Origin of the sequence: Vibrio sp. 10N.247.311.51 (genome assembly GCF_041467855.1) — a bacterium.
GTDB classification, from domain to species: domain Bacteria; phylum Pseudomonadota; class Gammaproteobacteria; order Enterobacterales; family Vibrionaceae; genus Vibrio; species Vibrio coralliirubri.
The window spans coordinates 1-19,308 of record NZ_JBFSVK010000004.1 but is presented as its reverse complement, the minus strand read 5'-3'; the positions used below and the strand labels follow the sequence as shown (position 1 = coordinate 19,308).

The 19,308-nt window shown below is 47.0% G+C and carries 20 protein-coding genes; 5 read left to right on the top strand and 15 right to left on the bottom strand.

What is annotated here, in order from left to right:
• Window positions 1-277: 277 nt before the first annotated feature.
• The gene (locus AB6E85_RS05160; protein WP_372141725.1) at window positions 278-1,612 is read left to right on the top strand and encodes an MATE family efflux transporter; all 1,335 of its coding nucleotides are present in this window, start codon (window positions 278-280) and stop codon (window positions 1,610-1,612) included.
• Window positions 1,613-1,695: 83 nt separating this feature from the next.
• Here AB6E85_RS05160 and AB6E85_RS05155 read toward each other — a convergent pair whose 3' ends face one another.
• The 15 genes from AB6E85_RS05155 to AB6E85_RS05085 form a co-directional block, all read right to left on the bottom strand.
• Complete coding sequence (locus tag AB6E85_RS05155; RefSeq protein WP_372141723.1) at window positions 1,696-2,337, bottom strand: DapH/DapD/GlmU-related protein; 642 nt, start codon at window positions 2,335-2,337, stop codon at window positions 1,696-1,698.
• Complete coding sequence (gene phnP / locus AB6E85_RS05150) at window positions 2,334-3,101, bottom strand: phosphonate metabolism protein PhnP (protein ID WP_372141721.1); 768 nt, start codon at window positions 3,099-3,101, stop codon at window positions 2,334-2,336. Before phnP ends, AB6E85_RS05155 begins: the two co-directional genes overlap by 4 nt.
• Window positions 3,098-3,754: a ribose 1,5-bisphosphokinase gene (phnN, locus tag AB6E85_RS05145; RefSeq protein WP_081090205.1), complete on the bottom strand. Its 657-nt coding sequence runs from the start codon at window positions 3,752-3,754 to the stop codon at window positions 3,098-3,100. The genes phnP and phnN overlap by 4 nt, the downstream gene beginning before the upstream one ends.
• A 3-nt stretch (window positions 3,755-3,757) precedes the next feature.
• On the bottom strand, window positions 3,758-4,891 hold the full coding sequence (gene phnM / locus AB6E85_RS05140) for an alpha-D-ribose 1-methylphosphonate 5-triphosphate diphosphatase (protein ID WP_372141720.1): 1,134 nt from the start codon (window positions 4,889-4,891) through the stop codon (window positions 3,758-3,760).
• A 15-nt stretch (window positions 4,892-4,906) separates the two neighbouring features.
• Window positions 4,907-5,632, bottom strand: a complete 726-nt coding sequence (gene phnL / locus AB6E85_RS05135) for a phosphonate C-P lyase system protein PhnL (protein WP_052879137.1) — start codon at window positions 5,630-5,632, stop codon at window positions 4,907-4,909.
• Between the two features lie 10 nt (window positions 5,633-5,642).
• The gene (gene phnK / locus AB6E85_RS05130; RefSeq protein WP_054548434.1) at window positions 5,643-6,470 is read right to left on the bottom strand and encodes a phosphonate C-P lyase system protein PhnK; all 828 of its coding nucleotides are present in this window, start codon (window positions 6,468-6,470) and stop codon (window positions 5,643-5,645) included.
• Window positions 6,467-7,387: an alpha-D-ribose 1-methylphosphonate 5-phosphate C-P-lyase PhnJ gene (locus tag AB6E85_RS05125; RefSeq protein ID WP_050621791.1), complete on the bottom strand. Its 921-nt coding sequence runs from the start codon at window positions 7,385-7,387 to the stop codon at window positions 6,467-6,469. Before AB6E85_RS05125 ends, phnK begins: the two co-directional genes overlap by 4 nt.
• A complete protein-coding gene (locus AB6E85_RS05120; RefSeq protein WP_372141719.1) occupies window positions 7,384-8,490 on the bottom strand; it encodes a carbon-phosphorus lyase complex subunit PhnI in 1,107 nt (368 codons plus the stop codon). The genes AB6E85_RS05125 and AB6E85_RS05120 overlap by 4 nt, the downstream gene beginning before the upstream one ends.
• Entirely contained in the window at window positions 8,475-9,095 is a 621-nt protein-coding gene (phnH, locus tag AB6E85_RS05115) for a phosphonate C-P lyase system protein PhnH (protein WP_372141718.1), read from the bottom strand. Before phnH ends, AB6E85_RS05120 begins: the two co-directional genes overlap by 16 nt.
• 75 nt (window positions 9,096-9,170) lie before the next feature.
• A complete protein-coding gene (gene phnG / locus AB6E85_RS05110; protein WP_017066708.1) occupies window positions 9,171-9,617 on the bottom strand; it encodes a phosphonate C-P lyase system protein PhnG in 447 nt (148 codons plus the stop codon).
• Window positions 9,618-10,313: a phosphonate metabolism transcriptional regulator PhnF gene (gene phnF / locus AB6E85_RS05105; RefSeq protein WP_050649118.1), complete on the bottom strand. Its 696-nt coding sequence runs from the start codon at window positions 10,311-10,313 to the stop codon at window positions 9,618-9,620.
• 68 nt (window positions 10,314-10,381) lie between these two features.
• Window positions 10,382-11,170 (bottom strand): phosphonate ABC transporter, permease protein PhnE, encoded by a 789-nt coding sequence (phnE, locus tag AB6E85_RS05100; protein ID WP_086774585.1) that lies wholly within the window; start codon window positions 11,168-11,170, stop codon window positions 10,382-10,384.
• A 51-nt stretch (window positions 11,171-11,221) separates the two neighbouring features.
• The gene (gene phnD / locus AB6E85_RS05095) at window positions 11,222-12,217 is read right to left on the bottom strand and encodes a phosphonate ABC transporter substrate-binding protein (protein ID WP_372141716.1); all 996 of its coding nucleotides are present in this window, start codon (window positions 12,215-12,217) and stop codon (window positions 11,222-11,224) included.
• A 17-nt stretch (window positions 12,218-12,234) separates the two neighbouring features.
• Window positions 12,235-13,047: a phosphonate ABC transporter ATP-binding protein gene (gene phnC, locus AB6E85_RS05090; protein WP_017067518.1), complete on the bottom strand. Its 813-nt coding sequence runs from the start codon at window positions 13,045-13,047 to the stop codon at window positions 12,235-12,237.
• Between the two features lie 412 nt (window positions 13,048-13,459).
• A complete protein-coding gene (locus AB6E85_RS05085; protein WP_372141714.1) occupies window positions 13,460-14,689 on the bottom strand; it encodes an MFS transporter in 1,230 nt (409 codons plus the stop codon).
• A 408-nt stretch (window positions 14,690-15,097) separates the two neighbouring features.
• On the opposite strand from AB6E85_RS05085, the gene AB6E85_RS05080 reads away from it, so the two are divergent.
• The 4 genes from AB6E85_RS05080 (at window position 15,098) to AB6E85_RS05065 (ending at window position 19,015) form a co-directional block, all read left to right on the top strand.
• Window positions 15,098-15,763: a transcriptional regulator gene (locus AB6E85_RS05080; RefSeq protein ID WP_065676814.1), complete on the top strand. Its 666-nt coding sequence runs from the start codon at window positions 15,098-15,100 to the stop codon at window positions 15,761-15,763.
• A 24-nt stretch (window positions 15,764-15,787) separates the two neighbouring features.
• On the top strand, window positions 15,788-16,171 hold the full coding sequence (locus AB6E85_RS05075; RefSeq protein ID WP_017111552.1) for a RidA family protein: 384 nt from the start codon (window positions 15,788-15,790) through the stop codon (window positions 16,169-16,171).
• Between the two features lie 37 nt (window positions 16,172-16,208).
• Window positions 16,209-17,615: a cation:dicarboxylate symporter family transporter gene (locus AB6E85_RS05070; protein ID WP_059019145.1), complete on the top strand. Its 1,407-nt coding sequence runs from the start codon at window positions 16,209-16,211 to the stop codon at window positions 17,613-17,615.
• Between the two features lie 77 nt (window positions 17,616-17,692).
• Window positions 17,693-19,015 (top strand): CoA-disulfide reductase, encoded by a 1,323-nt coding sequence (locus AB6E85_RS05065; protein ID WP_372141711.1) that lies wholly within the window; start codon window positions 17,693-17,695, stop codon window positions 19,013-19,015.
• Window positions 19,016-19,308: the final 293 nt, after the last annotated feature.

Sequence of the window (19,308 nt, the reverse complement as noted above, 5' to 3'; positions counted from 1 at the left end):
CTCGCAATTCCTTTTCTCTCCAACGATATTAGTTTATGGGTTTGATAATTACATTAGCCAACTTCGATAAGTCTATAAAATAAATAAGGTTTGAGAGGTGCTTCCATAAAGTCACAGTGCAGAATGCACCGAACCTACTGAAAACACGCATAGGTAATATGTTTAGATCGGGTAACATTTATTGGTATCGAGCTGACGTTACGTTATCCTTTACGCAATTCTTCATTGAGTGGATTGTCACTACGACAAACCGACCTTCAAGACTGATAAGAGTGTTATGAATTCTACGACCGCAACTCCCTCGCCTTCTCTTGGCCGACAACTCTATACAATGACATGGCCAATGCTGTTTGGGGTGCTTTCCCTAATGAGCTTCCAGCTTGTAGACAGTGCTTTTATTGGCCAGCTAGGCGTGCTGCCGCTCGCGGTTCAAGGCTTCACGCTACCAATTCAGATGATCATTATCGGCATTCAAGTCGGACTAGGCATCGCGACAACGGCTGTGATCGCGAGAGCGATTGGCGCCAACGAGATACGCTATGCCAAACAGCTCGGCGGATTAGTGGTTGCGATGGGCAGTGTGAGTGTCGCGCTGTTCTCAGTCATCATCTATCTACTGCGCGGTCCTATTTTACAACTCCTCGATGCGCCACCGACGGTACTGCCGATCATTGATTCTTACTGGATATATTGGCTTGTAAGCTCTTGGACAGGCGCACTGCTCTACTTTTTCTACAGTGTGTGTCGTGCCAATGGTAATACCATGCTGCCAGGTTCGATGATGATCGCGACCAGTATTATCAACTTGATATTGGACCCGATTTTCATCTTCACGCTCGACATGGGTATCAACGGAGCCGCGATTGCGACCATCTTGGCGTTCGGTGCGGGTATCTTTATCGTTGCTCCTAAGGTGACTAAGAAGCATTGGATGACATTCGACTGGCACGATCTTGATATCGGCAAAAGTGTTCGCTCTATTGGAAACATCATGGGGCCTGCGATGATCAGTCAACTGCTGCCACCAGTCTCTTCGATGCTCGCCACCAAACTGCTTGCTGGCTACGGTACTGCAGCCGTTGCGGCTTGGGCGCTAGGTTCACGTTTTGAATTCTTTTCGATTGTTGCAGTGCTTGCTCTGACTATGTCGATTCCACCTATGATTGGCCGAATGTTGGGAGAAAAGAACCTAGAAAACATACGCAAGCTCGTCAAGATTGCCGTGACGTTCGTATTAGGGTTCCAATTGGTGATCGCACTAGTCACTTGGGTATTCTCTGGCGGGTTGGCAAATCTCATGACCAGCGAAGACGAAGTCTCGACCATTTTGAACTACCACTTACTTATCGTTCCTATCAGTTTAGGGCCTTTGGGTATATGTATGCTGATGGTTTCTATCTCTAATGCGCTTGGCAAGTCTTACACTGCCTTGACGATATCAGCACTGCGTCTGTTTGCTTTCTTCTTACCTTGTTTATGGGTTGGTTCGCAGCTTGCTGGCATTGAAGGCCTATTCTGGGGTGCCATGGTAGGTAATGTACTTGCCGGCACCTGTGCATGGTTTATGTACCAACGAGCACTTGGGCAAGTCGAAGCCAAGCTAGCCAAATAGGTAATTGAACAGCTACAGCGTTACGAACGAAAAAGCAGCCACTTAGGCTGCTTTTTCGTTTTAAGATTTAAAGGATATCGAGTTTAAACTTGCTCAATGTGACTCAAAAACTCACCGCAGTCTTTTTGGAAAAGTGGCAAAGCCTCCGCGAGTTTTTCATCATCCCAATGCCACCATTCAAGGCTTTCTAGCCGTTCTGCGTAGCTAGGGTCGTCAAACCGAGGGCGCAGCACTTTGGCAGGGTTACCAACCACAATCGAGTATGCCGGTACGTCTTTGGTCACCACACTACCCGCGCCGACAATCGAGCCATTGCCAATCGTAATACCCGGCAGCACAATCACTCCGTGACCAATCCACACATCGTGTCCAACCTGTACTTTGTCTTCCTCACGCCATGAGAACACCTCATCGTCCAATGAAGTAGGATCTTCACCTAGTTGATACTTGCCCGGGCGATAAGTGAAATGATGCAACGTTGGACGCCACCACGGATGGTTACTCGGATTCAGACGAACCGATGCGGCGATTGATGTGAATTTACCTATTTCGGTAAACATCAGGTTACAGTCATTTTGGATGTAGCTGTAGTCTCCGACTTGCACGTTATTTAATACGCAACGGTCAGCGATTTCAGTCCAACGCCCTAGTTCAACGTTGTGCAGTTTACTGCTGTCCGCAACGCTAGGTTCGCTGTTTAAGGTAGGGGAAAGTGGTTGGCTCATAGGGTTATCTCCTCGCCATCGTTGAGAATGCGCAGTCGCTCTGAAAAGGCTTGTGGATGTTGCTCAGCCCAGCCAAGCATGTGGTGGCTGACGTGAATCAAGCCCAGATTTGTGGGGCGACAGGTTTCATCGATATCTAAAATATGGTGGAAGTCGTTGTGGTTTAGGCTAGCTCGAGCTTGAGGGTCTTCAATTGGCGAGTAATTACAATCGGTAATTAACCAATCAACGGGAAACTCTTTCAACCAACGCTCAGTTTGTTTTGGCAGCCCTACCGTATCGGTTAAATAAGCCAAGCGCTTGCCATCAAATTCGAAGCAATAACCAAGACAAAGTTTAGAGTGATTGAGGGGCACAGGCGTGATGGTGATTCCCTGCCAATCAAACGATTTAAATGCTTGTGCTCGTAGGGAAAAGTCCAAGATACCTGGGTGTTTATAAAGATCGTCGCAGCCAAGCGGGTCATCCGGTGAAATCACCGAGATCTTATCGCCAGCGCCCCAGCGAAGATCAAACAAACTATGGACATGATCCATGTGGTAATGGGTCAATAAGATCTTGTCTATCGAGCCCGCAGGGAAACGGCGCATCAGGTCAGGCGCATTAGCATCCAACAGCAGAAACTTGCCATTATGCTCAAGGAACGCTGATGACTTTTCGCGCCTTAGATTCGGGTCTTCAAGTGCAGAAAAACACACTGAACAATCACACCCATAAACCGGTATCATCGCACTGTTGGCTGTGCCTAACATGGTTAACTTCATGCGACACCACCTATGGGTTCTGCGAGCCTTTCAGCTTGTTCTTTTAAACGGGCGAACTGCGCAATGCTCTGCTCAAGCGTACCGCTATTATCAATACACAGCGTATTATTTAGAGCCGATGAGCCTGATGCTGAATCGATACAATAGTCTGCCGCACGTTGTAAGCGAAGCGCTATCTGCGCTTCACTCTCTCGTCCGCGAGCTCGCAAGCGTGCTTCTAACACCTCGGGGTTAACGCTCACCACAACAGGGACTAATCGTTCGCCAAACAACTCTCTTGCCGCATCCAAATACGCACGTGAGCCATTAACCACGACACTCAAACCGGCATCCATCCACTGATACACTTCTTGGCCAATGCCATAACTCATGCCGTGCGCTTGCCAACTCATCGCGAACATATTGCGTGAATAGCGAATGAAGAATTCATCATCACTGAGCTCTACGTGGTTTTCGCCACCAGCATCGGCCGCACGTGTGATGTAGCGATGGGCGACCACCAAGTCTTCAACAAACTGCTCTCGTAGCGCTGAGATAATTGAATCTTTACCAGCTCCAGAAGGACCAATTACGTAATAAAGCTGACCCGGTTTGTCAGCTTTAGGGGCAGCGTTCACCACCCCATTCACATCAAATGAGTAACCTTTAGACATGGATTAGAATACCTTCTTGCCTTCACGCCACACACGAGATACCAGCTGGTGATCATCCAAACGATGCGCTAGCACCAAGTCAGCACGCTTACCTTCCGCGATGACACCACGGTCAGTTAAGCCAAGAGCTTGTGCAGGATTCAATGTCGCCAATTGCACCGCCTGTGCTACATTGAGGTTATTGCGCTCATCATTCACTAGCGTAAACACCGCGTCTAACAAGCTCACAGGGTAGTAATCAGAAGACAAAATATCCAACACGCCCAAAGACGCCAACTCATGCGCTGCGACGTTACCCGAATGCGAACCACCACGAATCACGTTTGGCGCACCCATCATTACCTTCAAACCTAATTCGTGAGAGCGCTGCGCTGCCTCAACCGTAGTTGGGAACTCAGCGATGACCATACCCAACTCTTTTGATTCCGTGACATGTGCGCTGGTTGCATCATCATGGCTTGCGGTTGGTATGTTCAAATCACGGCACTGACGGGTGATCTCATCACGATTCTGTTTCGACCAACGCTGTGATTGAGCAACTTGGTCTTTTTCGTAGGCCGCCATTTCAGCATCCGTCATGTTGTACTTGCCCTGATAGTAAGTACGGTACTTATCAATGTTCACAAATTGACGCTGACCCGGCGCGTGATCCATCAAAGACACCAACTGTACTTCTGGCATATTCACGTAACGCTCAAACAAGCCAACGGTGGTCGAGTGCGGCACTTCACAACGCAAGTGAATACGGTGCTCGGCACGGGTTAAACCACGTTTCTGGCTTTCTGCTACGGTATTAATAAACTGGTCGAGATTCTCTTGGCGATTGCCATCTCGGTAGTCTCCCAAAGCAACTGCATCAAGCACAGTAGTGATGCCCGACCCAATCAGCTGAGTATCATGCGCGCTCATTGCCGAAAGCGGTGGCCAGTTTACCTTTGGTCTTGGCGTGAAGTACTTCTCTAGATTGTCGGTATGCAGCTCAATTAAACCCGGCATCAAGAAGCCATTCTCACCATCAAAGGCACCCGGAAGCTGGCTAGTAGAGTCAGACATGTTGGCAATCACGCCGTCTCGCAGCTCAACAGAGCCACGCACTACTTCATTTTCAAGCACCAGATTTACGTTGGTAATAATCATTTGCGTCAGCTCCCTTTACGCACACGCTGTGGTGAGTTGTTTTGGTGAAATGTCTTTTTGTAGCTTCACGTCATACAGGCGGTCAGCGACCAAATCTCGCGTTGCTTCATCATGGAAGATACCGATGATTGCAGCGCCATCCGCTTTGGCTTCTTCAATCAAACTCACAACCACTGCGCTGTTGGTCGCATCAAGCGAAGCCGTTGGCTCATCAAGCAGTAGGATTGGGTAATCAACAATAAAACCACGTGCGATGTTTACACGTTGCTGTTCACCGCCTGAGAAGGTTGCAGGCGCTAAGTGCCACAAATGCTCAGGTACGTTTAAGCGAGTCAGCAGTAACTTAGCTCTCTCTTGTGCTTCTTGCGCGCAGCCACCCATTTCCAACATAGGTTGCATCACCACTTCCAGTGCACTGATACGTGGAATCACACGTAAGAACTGACTCACCCAACCTATGGTGTGCTTGCGCACGTTGATGATTTCTCTTGGGGTTGCCTTCGCAAGGTCGAGCGTACTGCCTTGGTGTACAACGTTAATTGAGCCAGAGTCCACTAGGTAGTTGGCATAAAGCGCACGTAACAGAGTTGATTTACCAGAACCTGAGTGACCGTGCAGAACCACACATTCACCACTGTCTACTGAGAAGTTCGCACCAGTGAGAACTGGCAGTTCAACACCATTTTGATTGTGCAGCACAAAGGTTTTGCTGACGTTGTTTACGGTTAATTTGGTATTCATGTCATCGTCCTTAATTCTGCAATACAGAAGAAACTAGCAGTTGTGTGTATGGATGTTGAGGATCATCAAGCACTTGATCAGTAAGGCCGCTTTCTACTACTTCACTGCGGCGCATCACCATGAGTCGATGGGCAAGCAAGCGAGCCACAGCAAGATCGTGGGTTACGATCACCACGGCCAGTTCAAGCTCTGTGACCAAACGGCGAAGAAGATCGAGCAACTTAGCCTGTACCGACACATCCAAACCGCCAGTTGGCTCATCCATAAAGATCAACTTCGGATGAGTCACAAGGTTGCGAGCAATCTGTAATCGCTGCTGCATGCCGCCAGAGAAAGTCGTCGGCATGTCATCCATTCGATCCGTTGGGATCTCGACATCACCGAGCCATTTCGCTGATTTCTTACGAATTTCACCATAGTTACGTTCACCCACTGCCATTAGGCGCTCACCAATGTTGCCGCCCGCCGATACTCGGCCTCGCAAGCCATCCATTGGATGTTGATGCACCACGCCCCATTCTGTACGCAGCAAGTGACGACGCTGGCTTTCTGCCATTTGGTATAAATCTTCCAGTTGTGAGATTTGCTTATCCGCGTCACCACGCAAGTAAATCACTTCACCGCTGTCTGGGGTTTGACGGCCAGAAAGCGACTTCAATAAGGTACTTTTACCCGAGCCCGACTCACCCACAATGCCCAACACTTCTCCAGGGAAAAGGTCAAAAGATACATTCTGAAAGCCCTTACCCGGCGCATAAAGCTTAGTGAGATTAGAGACAGACAACAGAGGCTGCTCTGACTGGTTCCATTCGTGTTTCATGTTCGTCACAGCGTTCATGCGTTGTTCTCCTGTTGTTCGCGACAGTAATCCGTGTCTGAACACACGAACATATGTGAGCCTTGGTCATCCATAACGACTTCATCAAGGAAAGTATCCGTCGAACCACAAATCGCACATGGCTCGTCCCATTGTTGAATCTCAAATGGGTGATCTTCAAAATCTAGACTTTGAACCTTGGTGTAAGGAGGAACGGCGTAAATACGCTTTTCACGACCCGCGCCAAACAGTTGCAATGCGGCCATATTGTCCATTTTCGGGTTATCGAATTTAGGAATTGGCGATGGATCCATGATGTAGCGATCGTTTACTCGCACTGGGTAAGCATAAGCCGTTGAGATGTGACCAAATCGAGCGATGTCTTCATACAGTTTGACGTGCATGATTCCGTACTCTTGCAAGGCATGCATTTTACGAGTCTCAGTTTCACGAGGCTCAATAAAGCGCAGCGGCTCTGGGATCGGCACCTGATACACCAAGATCTGATCTTCTTGAAGATCAACTTCAGGAATACGGTGACGAGTCTGAATAATGCTCGCTTCCGTGGTTTTTTCAGTCGTATTTGCACTGGCGATGGACTTGAAGAACTCACGAATCGACACGGCGTTTGTTGTGTCATCGGCACCTTGGTCGATCACTTTTAGCGTGTCGGGTTGGCCGATTATTGCAGCGGTGATCTGCACACCACCCGTTCCCCAACCATAAGGCATTGGCATTTCGCGACCACCAAATGGCACTTGATAACCCGGAATGGAAACCGCTTTAAGCAAAGCACGGCGAATCATGCGCTTGGTTTGCTCATCAAGGTAGCCGTAGTTGTAACCCGTTGCACCTACTGGACTCTGAGATGCTGTTTCTTCAGTATTGAATGGCGCTGAATCGTTACCTATCGGTGCATTAAGCGTTGCTGTGTTCATGATTGACCTCCTTGTTCGTCATTACCTGGCTGAGCCATCAATTCATCGTGCTCTTTGTGCATTTTTCTCAGCAGTTCCAGTTCTGCTTGGAAATCGACGTAGTGAGGAAGTTTAAGGTGAGAAACAAAGCCTGCGGCTTCTACGTTGTCTGAGTGAGAAAGCACAAACTCTTCATCTTGAGCTGGGCCATCAACAGGCTCGTCGTATTCTGCGGCTTGCAAAGAACGGTCAACCAATGCCATCGACATTGCTTTACGCTCAGTCGCACCAAATGTTAAGCCGTAGCCGCGAGTCAACTTAGCTTTGTCCTGTTTATTACCAACAAAGCCATTGATCATCTGACACTCTGTCAGTTCAATTTCACCAATATCGATACTGAAACCTAACTCTTCAGGCTCAATCGATAGCGTTGAAAAGCCCGTACGAATCTCGCCCGCGAATGGGTGATTACGACCATAGCCACGTTGGGTTGAATAGCTCAGTGCCAATAAGAAACCTTCATCGCCGCGCACCAAGTTTTGCAGGCGTGCGCTGCGGTTACATGGGTAGTTCACCGGATTCATGGTGATGTCTTCTGGTACTTGTTGGTCATCTTCTTCGGTCAACATCATGTCGAGGTTTTCGAGAATGCCCAGCACCTGAGGGCAAGGTTCAGAGTCAGTCACATCTTGCGTAGGGATCTGCGGTGTTTCCCCTTCGGCAAGTAGGCTGAAATCCAATAGGCGGTGCGTGTAATCGTAGGTTGGGCCTAAGATCTGACCGCCCGGTAAATCTTTATAGGTTGCTGAAATACGACGTTCAATTCGCATTGTATTGGTATCAACGGGTAACGCAGTGATCAGGCGAGGTAACGTGGTGCGATAGGCACGTAACAAGAAGATAGCTTCAACCAAATCGCCCGTGGCTTGTTTGATGGCTAATGCCGCGAGTTGTTTGTCATAAATTCCGCCTTCCGTCATCACTCGGTCCACCGAACCTGACAGCTGCTCTTGAATCTGTTCAACGCTTAATTCAGGTAAATCAGGATTGCCGCGACGCTTCTTCGCTTGCAGTTGGTGCGCCAGACTAATGGCCTTTTCACCACCTTTTACAGCAACGTACATGTTGTCGCCTCCACTTTAGTTGTACGAGGCAAACACAGCACTTGCTGGTTCGCCACAAAGATAAAGTCGACACCTAATGGGAACTTCACCAATGATTGACGCTCTTTGAGGTGAGCAATAAAGCCCGCCGGTAATCCGCTGAAAAACGCAGCTTGTTCACTTTGAATGCCTGGGCCACTCAGAGACAGCTCAGTTCCAGACGTTAAGCTATCAACCTCTATCACAACTGTTGTTGAGGTATCTGGGTACTCTTCGTTACCGAGATTGAATGTCAGTTCTGACCAATCAACATCCTGTAGATCTTGTGCTGAAATCGCAGCAAAGCTCGCTTGTTGAGTCTGCTCTACAATCGGTGCGCCAATGTGAAACTTGATGTTTTCAGTCACCGCGTGATCAGCTTTTAATGTCGAAGATAGCCAGATTGGCGTTGCATTGTCGGCCATGGAAAGTAGCGTTTGAGCGGCTGCACTCATCATTGAACCAAAGCCTTCGCAACGATTTAGTGTTACGACGGTACCGGGTTCAGACATCGCCTTGAGCAGCAATCGAAAGCACTGCTGACTGTCATGAACTGCATCTTGAAATGCAGGAGAAATCATACTCATTGAATTCGTTCTAACCTGTTTAATTCGTTAATCTTATTCTTGAATGATATGGGATTCTTAGGCTTGCCCGCGGACCTAGTCTTCACCACGGACCATGGTAAAAAAGTCCACTTTGCTTGAAGCCACTTCTTGGCGACGTTGACTGTCTCGTTCATGTTTCATCGCTGCCAAAGGCTCTATGAGTTGCGTGTTGATCACTTCAGCTTGCTGTCCGTTTTGCATCAGGGCATCGACGACGGCTGCTAGCTCTGCATGAGGCTTGCTTCGCCCCTGTAGGTAGCTGTAACCAAGCTCTCCACTCGTTAGCTTGATTACGGCGCGAGTGATCGTGACATCCCCCATGTTGAACTGGCGGCCTGTTGAGCCCATACGTGCACGCACTTGTGCTAAACCAATCTCTGGTTGGCGAACCATTGCGTATTCCGCGTCTAGCCCTAATGCTTCCCAGCGCGTTTTCAATTCTGAGAACTGGCTCTGCGCGAGTACTGACATCCACTTTTGTCGCTCTTTCAAAGCTGTCATTTAGTGCTCCATTACAATTTCGGTTGCGTCGGCACGGGTGTTCGAACTTGAAAATTCCGCTATCACTTGCGTGCCTTTGATTACGTTGGTGGTTTTAATTTTGAGTAGCGGTGTACTGGTGCTGATTTGCAACAAACGACACTCTTCATTGGTTGGGATTTTCGCGCCCACTCGAGTCTCTTTTCGCTCTAAATCAGTCTCCAAGCCACGCTGAATAAATTGGTGCAAAGAACCGTTAGTGAAGTTCTTAAGAATCGGCCACCACGCCACATTAGGTAGGTAGTGGTCGATGATGGTTCTCGGTGTATCTCCGGTTTTTCGCAGGGTACGGATGTGAATAACCTTGCTCCCCTCTTCAATCTTCAAGTAGCCCGCAATCTTGGGGGGTACATTGATAAGACGAGACTGAAGCACCTCACACCTTGGCATCGCGCCTTGCTCAATCAGGTTCTTGGTGAAATGTGCTCCTGAGTGAAGTCGATATTCACTTGGCTGGCGAATCACCATGTTGCCTTTACCTTGGTGGCGTTGAATCAAGCCCGTTGACACGAGTTCATCGACTGCGCGGCGAAGCGTGTGACGGTTTACTGCAAAGCGCTCAGCCAATTTGGATTCAGGTGGTAAGTAGTCACCTGGCACAAAGTGGTCTTTCACTTCCTTTTCAAGCTCTGAGGCAATATCTAAGTAAACGGGCATAAGGGTTTCCTTTCCTAAAATTCAATCACTTATCTAGACAAGTTTGGTTAAATAGGCATCTGAGATGCCTAGATAAACTTCTTGCGGATGATTTGAGAAACGAAGTCGATAATGCTTACCGTCACAATAACAATCGCCATGATTGCTGCGGTTTGTTGCAGCTGGAAACCTGAGATAGATTGCCAAAGCAGCACACCGATACCACCTGCGCCAACCATGCCGACAACCGTTGCCGAGCGAATGTTCGACTCCAAGCGGTACAGTGAGTACGAAATCCAAAGTGGTAACACCTGTGGAATTACGCCGTAAAGAATCACTTCGATAGGATTCGCGCCAGTCGCTTTCACACCTTCCATCGGTCCGGGTTCAATCGCTTCAATCGCTTCAGCAAAGAGCTTGGCAAGCACGCCAGTTGTGTGAATGAACAACGCCATCACGCCTGCAAATGGCCCTAATCCGACAACCACGACAAACAGCATCGCAAACACCATTTCATTGATAGCGCGTAAACAGTCCATCAATCGACGAATTGGAAATGTCACCCAGCTTGGCATCAGGTTTTCAGCACTCAGAATGCCGAATGGAATCGCTAACAGAATCGATAACACGGTTCCCCAAATACCCACTTGAATCGTCACCAGCATTTCGGTTAAGTAGACATTGCTTTCACTAAAGTCAGCAGGGAAAAAGTCTTTACCTAGCTGAACCATGTTCTCTGGGTGTTCAAAGAACATCATTGGTGCCATTTCTGCGCCTTGCCACGCCCAACTAAGGACCAGTAGTGCTATCACAGCAATCACGCCGTTTTTAATCGACAGCTTTGATGAAGGCTCGTAACGTTGAGTCATTGCAGTCATTGTTCTCATACTCTTTTATTGCGCCGCCCACAGCGGCGCATGGGGATGGGGTTAACCTTTCAGTGCATCAATTTCTGTTTGCAGCTGGTCGATTTCGGCTTGGTATTGCGCAATACGATCGGCTCTCACTTTCTCGCTAAGGTTGCTGTTGTTTTCCGCTTCAACCAGCTTCTTAAACGCTTCCATTTGACGAATAGGCAGTAGTTGGTTGTTATCGGTAGCAGCAAAACCAGACCAAGCCAGTTGGTTTAGGTTTTTAAGCTGCTCAGGCTGTTCGCCGTAGCTCACGAAGAAATCACGCGCCTTTTGTTTCAAGCCTTCATCTAAGTCTTTACGGTAGGTAATCACATCTGATGGAATAAGCTCTGACTGCCAAACCACCTTGAGCTTGCTAAACAGCTCAGGGTTCTGATCTTCAATGCGAATAAGGCTCATGGTGTGATTAGTTGCGACATCGACTTGGTTATTCGCTACGGCCATCACGTTAGCGCCATGGCTTGCAGTCACATTACGGTGAAAGTCATTCGCGGAGATGCCATTGTTGGCAAATGCTTCGAAGTTCGGAACGAGGAAGCCCGAAGTAGAATTAGGATCGCCATTACCAAGCTTGAGTGTTTTGTGTTGCTCTAGAACATCTTCAAGCGTGTTGATGTTGTCGTTTTCAGCGTTAACAATCAGTAAGCTGTAATAACCCTGTAAGCCATCTTCATCGATGTAACGAACGAAGGCTTCAGCGTTTGCACGGTCAACAGCTTCCATTGCCGCCTTGTTTCCGTAGTAAGCAAAATCCACTTTGCCAAAACGTTGTGCCTGAATGATGCCTGCGTAATCGGGTGCGAAATAGGCGTTCACTGGCATGCCTAACGCTTTACCTAGGTCATCCAAAAGAGGCTCCCAGCGGCTACGCAAGTTTTGTTGTGCATCGGTTGCGATGATGCCAAAGTTAATCGAATCTTTAGCAAAAGCGTGGCCAGCAGTGAGAGTCGTCATCAACACAGTTGCTAGCGTCACGGCCTTCTTAATCCCTGATTTCATTGAATGAAACATCTTAAATTCCCTGATACTTAAAAAGACGCAGCGAGCACGTCGTTAGGTTGAATATGTGGCGTGTTTGTCGATTTTTTAGAACGATATAGATCTTCAAGCTGAGGCTTAGTCAGTTCCGCACTCTTTCCTTCGTAGAACACTTGGCCGTCTTTAAGCGCGATGATGTTTTCGCAATACTTAAGAGCGTGGTCGACTTGGTGGAGTGTTACGATCACAGGAATGCCTTCCTTTTGATTGATATCCGTAAGCAGCTCCATCACGATGCGCGCTGATTCTGGATCAAGCGAAGCAATTGGCTCATCGGCAAAAATGATTTTGGCTTTCTGCATCAGCGCACGTGCAATTGCGACACGCTGTTGTTGGCCACCTGATAGGTTACCAACGCGTTGGCCTGCAAAATCTTCCATGCCAACGCGACGCAGTGCTTCAAGCGCTTCTTGCTGTTGTTCAACCGTAAAAATACCCGTCAGAGTGCGCCACTTAGGTGTTGAGCTCAGTGCGCCAATCAGTACATTGGTCATCACAGATAAGCGGTTAACGAGATTGAATTGTTGGAAGATGTAACCCGCTTGTGCACGGATGTCGCGGACATTGCTGTCTGCCTTACCGTTCGCCTGTACCGTTTGGCCAAGCACGTTAATTTGAGAGTCGGTGCTTTTATCTCCGATGATCAGACCGCTTAAGTGACGAAGCAGTGTAGATTTACCTGAACCAGACGGACCAAGTAGCGCCGTCATCTTACGACTGGTAATCGTCAAATTGATGCCATTCAGTGCCTTGTTCGAACCGAATGTTTTGTTGACCTTCTTAACTTCAATGATGTTATTCATCGTCAATGTCCCTGTTTGATTTAAGGCCACTTTGACGTTTGAATATTAAAGTTACGTGTCGGTTTATTTGCAGAAATGAAATATTTAAAGGGGTTAGTCAACTTGTCTAGACAAGCTTAACTCGCTGTTTTAAATACCAAAAAATCAAGGAATTTGCGGGAGAATATCAACTTATATACGGAGGTAATTCACAGTAATTTGACAATAAAAAGCTCAATAAACATCGCAGCGTCTTGGTGTTCTCCAAGCAATAGATACACACCTCCAATAGCTGCTAAATTCACATACAAAAAAGCACCCCATAAAGGAGTGCTCAAAGTGATTCATTTTGAAGCGATAACAATACAGGTTAGTCAAAACCTAAATGGACGGCGCTCTATGTTGTCGGAAAAATCTACGTTGTCAGTAAACCTTATATTTTCGATAAAGACGGTTGAGAGCGAGCTAAATGTAACCTTGATACGGTGACTATAGAAACAAAACCAACAACAGCACTACCAAAGATACTCCACAGTACCCATTGATAGCCTCCCATCTGCCAGATAACCGCGCCAAAGTATGGCGACAACGCAAATGCTAGCAAATAAGGCACCGCCATTGCGCCCGCCAAAGAACCAAAGTTAGCCTCCCCCATTACCTCACGAGTAGTTAAAGGCTTCACAATACTCATCACACCGTAAGCGGAACCCTGTAAGAGCACAAAACCAAACACCAGATACAGAACGTTCTCAGACAGAATCAAACACAAGGTCGCGCAACAGATACTCATAAAACACGCAACGGTGATCCGCATGATCGACCAGTGTTTATCAACCAACAACCACATTACACGCCCGGCGACCTGCATTGGACCTATCAAAGAGATCACCAATATTGCTAAGTCATCAGGGACATTGCGCTCATCTAATAATGGCAATAGATGGTTTAACACCACACCATGATTAAGCGCGAGCATAGAGAAACCACAAGCAAGCAGCCAAAACATTGGGTTAGATAGATATGAAACAGAACTAAAACGATCGCTTGAACCTTGTGAGACCGTCGGAGGAACTTGTGGCAGAGCGTCAGCGTTGGAAGGTAAATTAAACCGAGCAAGCGATTTAGTATTGATGAACAGTAACGGAGCGGCGACGAACAGAACGATTCCAGCAAAAATCTGCAATGTCATCGTTGGGCCGTAATGCTGAGCTAAGTAATGAACCGTTGGAAAACAAATGGTACTCGCAAAGCCTGCTACCAAAGTGATCATGGTGATCGCACGCTTGGCTTTGGTTTTTAAGCTACGAATCAGAAAGGCAAAACAAGGTTCATAAAGGCAACCCGCCATTGCGATTCCCATCAATCCCCAGAGCAAGTAAAACCAAGCAAGTTGTTCCACCAAGCTAACCAAAAACAGAAGCAAACCACCAATGACCGCCGAAACAGTCATCATCAGCGCACCATAACCTTTGTCAATTAAGCGCCCAGCAGGCAAAGCCGCAATGGCAGACACGCCAACCGCCAGCGTCAGCCCTAACATGAATTCAGACCGACTCCAGTCGTGTACTTGCTCCCAATGCAGAAGCATCGCCGGAAAAACGTAATAGAGACAACACCAGAGCAACGTCTGACCGAGGGCTAAACCCCAAACCGCTTTGTTCATAAATCCACACTTCTAGAAAATTCGAATAATTTAAATACAGTTATAATAAAAGACAGTACTACCCGCTAACCCTATCGCTCAAAAGTGACAATCTAAAGAAAACCAGATGAATAGTTTGCGAAGCGTGTTTTCAGCTGAATGTAGAACTTGTCCTAGATCATCAAAACATTCAATAAGGCAACCTTTGGTTTTAAATATGTAAACCTTGATGAAGTTTAAGAAATTAAACCTGATTTACCTATTTCGAGTGATCATGTTCAAATTTCGTTCGTGATTTAGCTCTAAAACTTACGATTTGTTGATGTTTTAGACGTTTACGTCAGGTTTACAGAAGTTTACTGCATATTGTGGAATCACCACCAAAGGAGTAGATTTCAGTCATTGAGTTCAAAAATGTAAACCGAAATCATGAATGTAAAACAAGTTCGATTCACCGATGAAGACAGAGAATGCTTAAGCAATTACTTCCGCTTAGCAGACACAATTGCCGATTTGATTGGTCCCTACTGTGAAGTAGTCATCCATTCATTTGAAAGCTTAGAAAACTCAGTCGTGAAGATCGTCAATGGTCATCATACGGGGCGTGAAATTGGTTCACCGATCACCGATTTAGGTTTACGCATGTGGAGTGCATTCGAGAAGACTGGCGAAGTTTCTCCAAAAAGCTACTTCACTAATGCAGCAGACGGATCCCTACTGAAATCGACCACCTGCGTATTGGCTGGTCCACAACAAAAGCCGATTGGCATGCTGTGTATCAACATGAACTTGTCTTTCCCATTCCCAGAAATCGTCAAAACACTGATGCCGCAGTGCAATGTGCCGCAAGCCATTGTCAGCGAGACATTCAGCAACAATGCAAACGACGTGATTCAACAAGCATTGAGTTCAGCCATTAACGAGGTTGACCAAGACGAGTCGGTTTCTTCCAAAGGTCGCAATAAAGCCATCATTCGTTGTTTATTTGATAACGGAGTATTTGAGCTAAAAGAGACGACTACACAAGTATCAGAGCAACTTGGGATCAGCCGACAGGCGGTTTACAAGTTTATCCGTGAATTTAAATCAGAATAAAACCAATAATTTAGGAGTTACATCGTGAAACAGATCATTGCCACTGAACAAGCACCTGCAGCTATCGGCCCTTACTCACAAGGTACGTCTTACGGCGACATGGTTTATACATCAGGTCAATTACCTCTCGTTCCAGAAACGATGCAGTTTGTTGAAGGCGGCATCAAAGAGCAGGCTCGTCAGTCGCTAGAAAACTTAAAAGCTGTATTAGAAGCGAGTAATGCGGGACTGGACACAGTGCTTAAGACAACCTGCTTCTTGTCAGACATGGAAAACTTCGTTGCCTTTAACGAAGTGTACACAGAGGTGTTTGGTACAGAAAACGCACCTGCTCGCTCTTGTGTTGAAGCAGCACGACTACCAAAAGACGCACTGGTTGAAGTTGAAGCCATCGCATACAAAAAATAACCGATTTAGGTATTAATGGGTATCATAGGAGATTCTCATGAGCGTTTCATTTATTGGATTAAGCGTACTGTTCTTTGGGTTCTACGCACTGCTGTCGAACTTCAAAAAGCAAAAGAAAAGTTTTAACTTCCGCGTACTGAGTGCGCTTGCTGCTGGCTTACTGTTCGGTGGCGCAATTCAACTTGTTTTCGGTGTCGGCAACGTTGCGACATCTGGTTTTGCTGAACTGATTTCGGTGTTCGGTAAAGGCTACATCAAACTTCTACAAATGATCGTTATCCCACTGGTATTCGTGGCGATGATCTCTTCGATCATGAACGTGGAAGGCGGCGGCGCGCTATCTCGTATCGCGCCAAAAATCATCGGTATTCTACTTTTCACTTGTGCAATCTCAGCAGCCGTTGGTATCGCAAGTATTTACCTATTTGGTATCGATGCGAACGCGCTAGTAAGCACAATAGGCACAAACAGTGCAATTGAAGCTCGCGGTGATTCACTGGTTGCAACACAAGATGCAATGGCGAGTAGTGGCTTATCTGGTATGGCTCTGTCTATCATTCCAACCAACATCTTTGACATGCTAACGGGCTCTCAACGTACTTCTACGCTATCAACTGTACTGTTCGGCATGTTCCTTGGCTACTGTATCCTTCAAGTGAAAAACCGTAAGCCTGAGAAAGTGCAAAACTTCGTTGATTTCATCAACTCGGCAAAAGAAGTGGTGCTTTCAATGGTGCGTGAAATTCTGAAGCTAACGCCTTACGGTGTATTCGCTCTGATGACCACGTTCATGATGACAAACGACCTGTTCGCACTAGCAGAGATGGGACGCTTCCTTCTAGCAAGCTACGTAGCAATTGGCGTTATGTTCGGCATCCACTTCGTCATGGTGTCAATGTTCGGTCTTTCTCCTGCTAAGTTCATGAAGAAAATCTGGCCAGTATTGGTGTTCGGTTTCGGTTCTCGTTCAAGCATGGCAGCTATCCCACTAAACGTTGAAACACAAACTCAACGCCTAGGTGTAGATGAAGAAACAGCAAACATGTCAGCGACATTTGGTACCAGTATCGGTCAAAACGGTTGTGCAGGTATCTACCCAGCTATGCTCGCAATCATGGCGGCACAAGTAATGGGCATGCCTGTAGACTTAAGCTTCATACTACAACTGATCGCTGTTATCGCAATTGCTTCATTCGGTATCGCAGGTGTCGGTGGTGGTGCAACGTTCGCAGCGGTAGCGGTACTGACCATCATGGGTCTAGACATCACAGTAGTCGCGATTCTAGTGTCTATTGAAGCGCTAATTGACATGGCTCGTACAGCGCTGAACATCTCAGGCTCTATGTTGTCAGGCGTTCTTACAGCGAAGAAGAATGGCTCATTGGATACTGAACAATACGACGCTGACGTTACAGCGACAGTATCAAAAGAAGCAGCTGTATAATTCTCAAACTTAATTAAGAGCACTCTACTTGAGTGCTCTTCTGTTTTTCCTGAGTTCAGGTTATTTAGGTAGTAAATATGAAAGTTGTTGTTATAGGCGGTAGTGCCGCGGGTATGAGTTTCGCAGCAAAATACAAACGTAATCAACCATCAGACGAAGTCATCGTTTTAGATAAGCGTAGCTACATCTCTTTCGGAGCCTGTGGCTTACCTTACTTTGCAGGCGGCATGTTTGATGACACCGAGCGAATGATCTCTCGTACGCCAGAACAAGCCATCAAATCTGGTTTAGATGTTCGTGTAGAAACAGAAATGGTGTCGTTCGACCGCACTGAAAAACACATTACGGTGCGTCACCAAAACGTAGAGAGCACTATCGATTACGATATGTTGGTGATTGCGACAGGCGCACGTCCAATTGTGCCCTCATTCGGTGAATTCAGTCCAGAACACGTATACACACTAACAAGCATGGAAGATGGCTTAGCAGTCAAACAAGCGCTTAAAGACGATAGTAAACAACGCGTGTGTGTCATTGGCGCAGGCTTTATCGGCCTGGAAGTCTTCGATGCGGCACATGGCTTAGATAAGCACGTGACGATTATCGAACGTGAACAACACATCATGAGCCGTCAGTTTAGCCCAGAGATCATTGAAGTAGTTGAAGGTGCGATTCGAGAATCCGGTGCTGACCTTAAAACAGGTTGCAGCGTGTCTGCGATTCGCGATGCCGAGCAAGGTGGTTACATCGTAGAAACCGATAACGGTAATGTAGAAGCTGATGTCGTGATCCTGTCACTCGGCTTCAAACCAAACACTGAAGCATTCGAATTACCAAAAGCTCAAAATGGCGCGTTGTTGGTCAATGAATATGGTGCTACTGAAGATGCTTACATCCATGCTGTAGGTGACTGTGCCGTTGTCCATCATATGGCACTAGGCAAACCCGTTTATGTTCCTCTAGCAACCACAGCCAACAAACAAGCACGCATGATGGCAGACAAGCTAGCAGGAAAAGACACTTACATGACGGGCTTCTTGGGGTCGTCTTGTTTGAAAGTACTCGATTACGAACTGGCATGTACCGGCGTATCTGAACTTCTGGCGAAAGAACATAGCTTAGATGTGAAAGTATCAACGATTTCAGATAAGAACCAAACGGATTACTACCCAGGCCAAGAAGGCATTAAGGTGAAGTTGGTTTATCACCCAGAGACTAACGTTCTACTTGGTGGTGAGATCGTAGGTAAGAAAGGAGCTGTTGGCCGTATTAACGCACTAGCAGTTGCTATCACCGCGAAGATGACGACTCAACAACTAGGCTACATGGACTTCTGTTATGCCCCTCCTTTTTCACGTACATGGGATGCGCTAAACGTGGCAGGTAACGTAGCAAAATAACGAGTGTAAGTTCTGAGGAACGTACAGTTCAAACATCAAAGCAGAGCCTGAGCGCTCTGCTTTTTAATACCTAAGCTATACTGAACCTGAAGCAGAAGCAGAAGCAGAAGCAGAAGCAGAAGCAGAAGCAGAAGCAGAAGCAGAATAAGATAACGACGTATCTAAAGGTATTTGAGCTTTATTTTACTAAATTCAAGACGAGAAAAAGCCCGCTGATTTCTCAGCGGGCTTTTTAATGGTGGTGGAGGGATAGGGATTTGAACCCTAGAACCGCTATTAACGGTTGCCGGTTT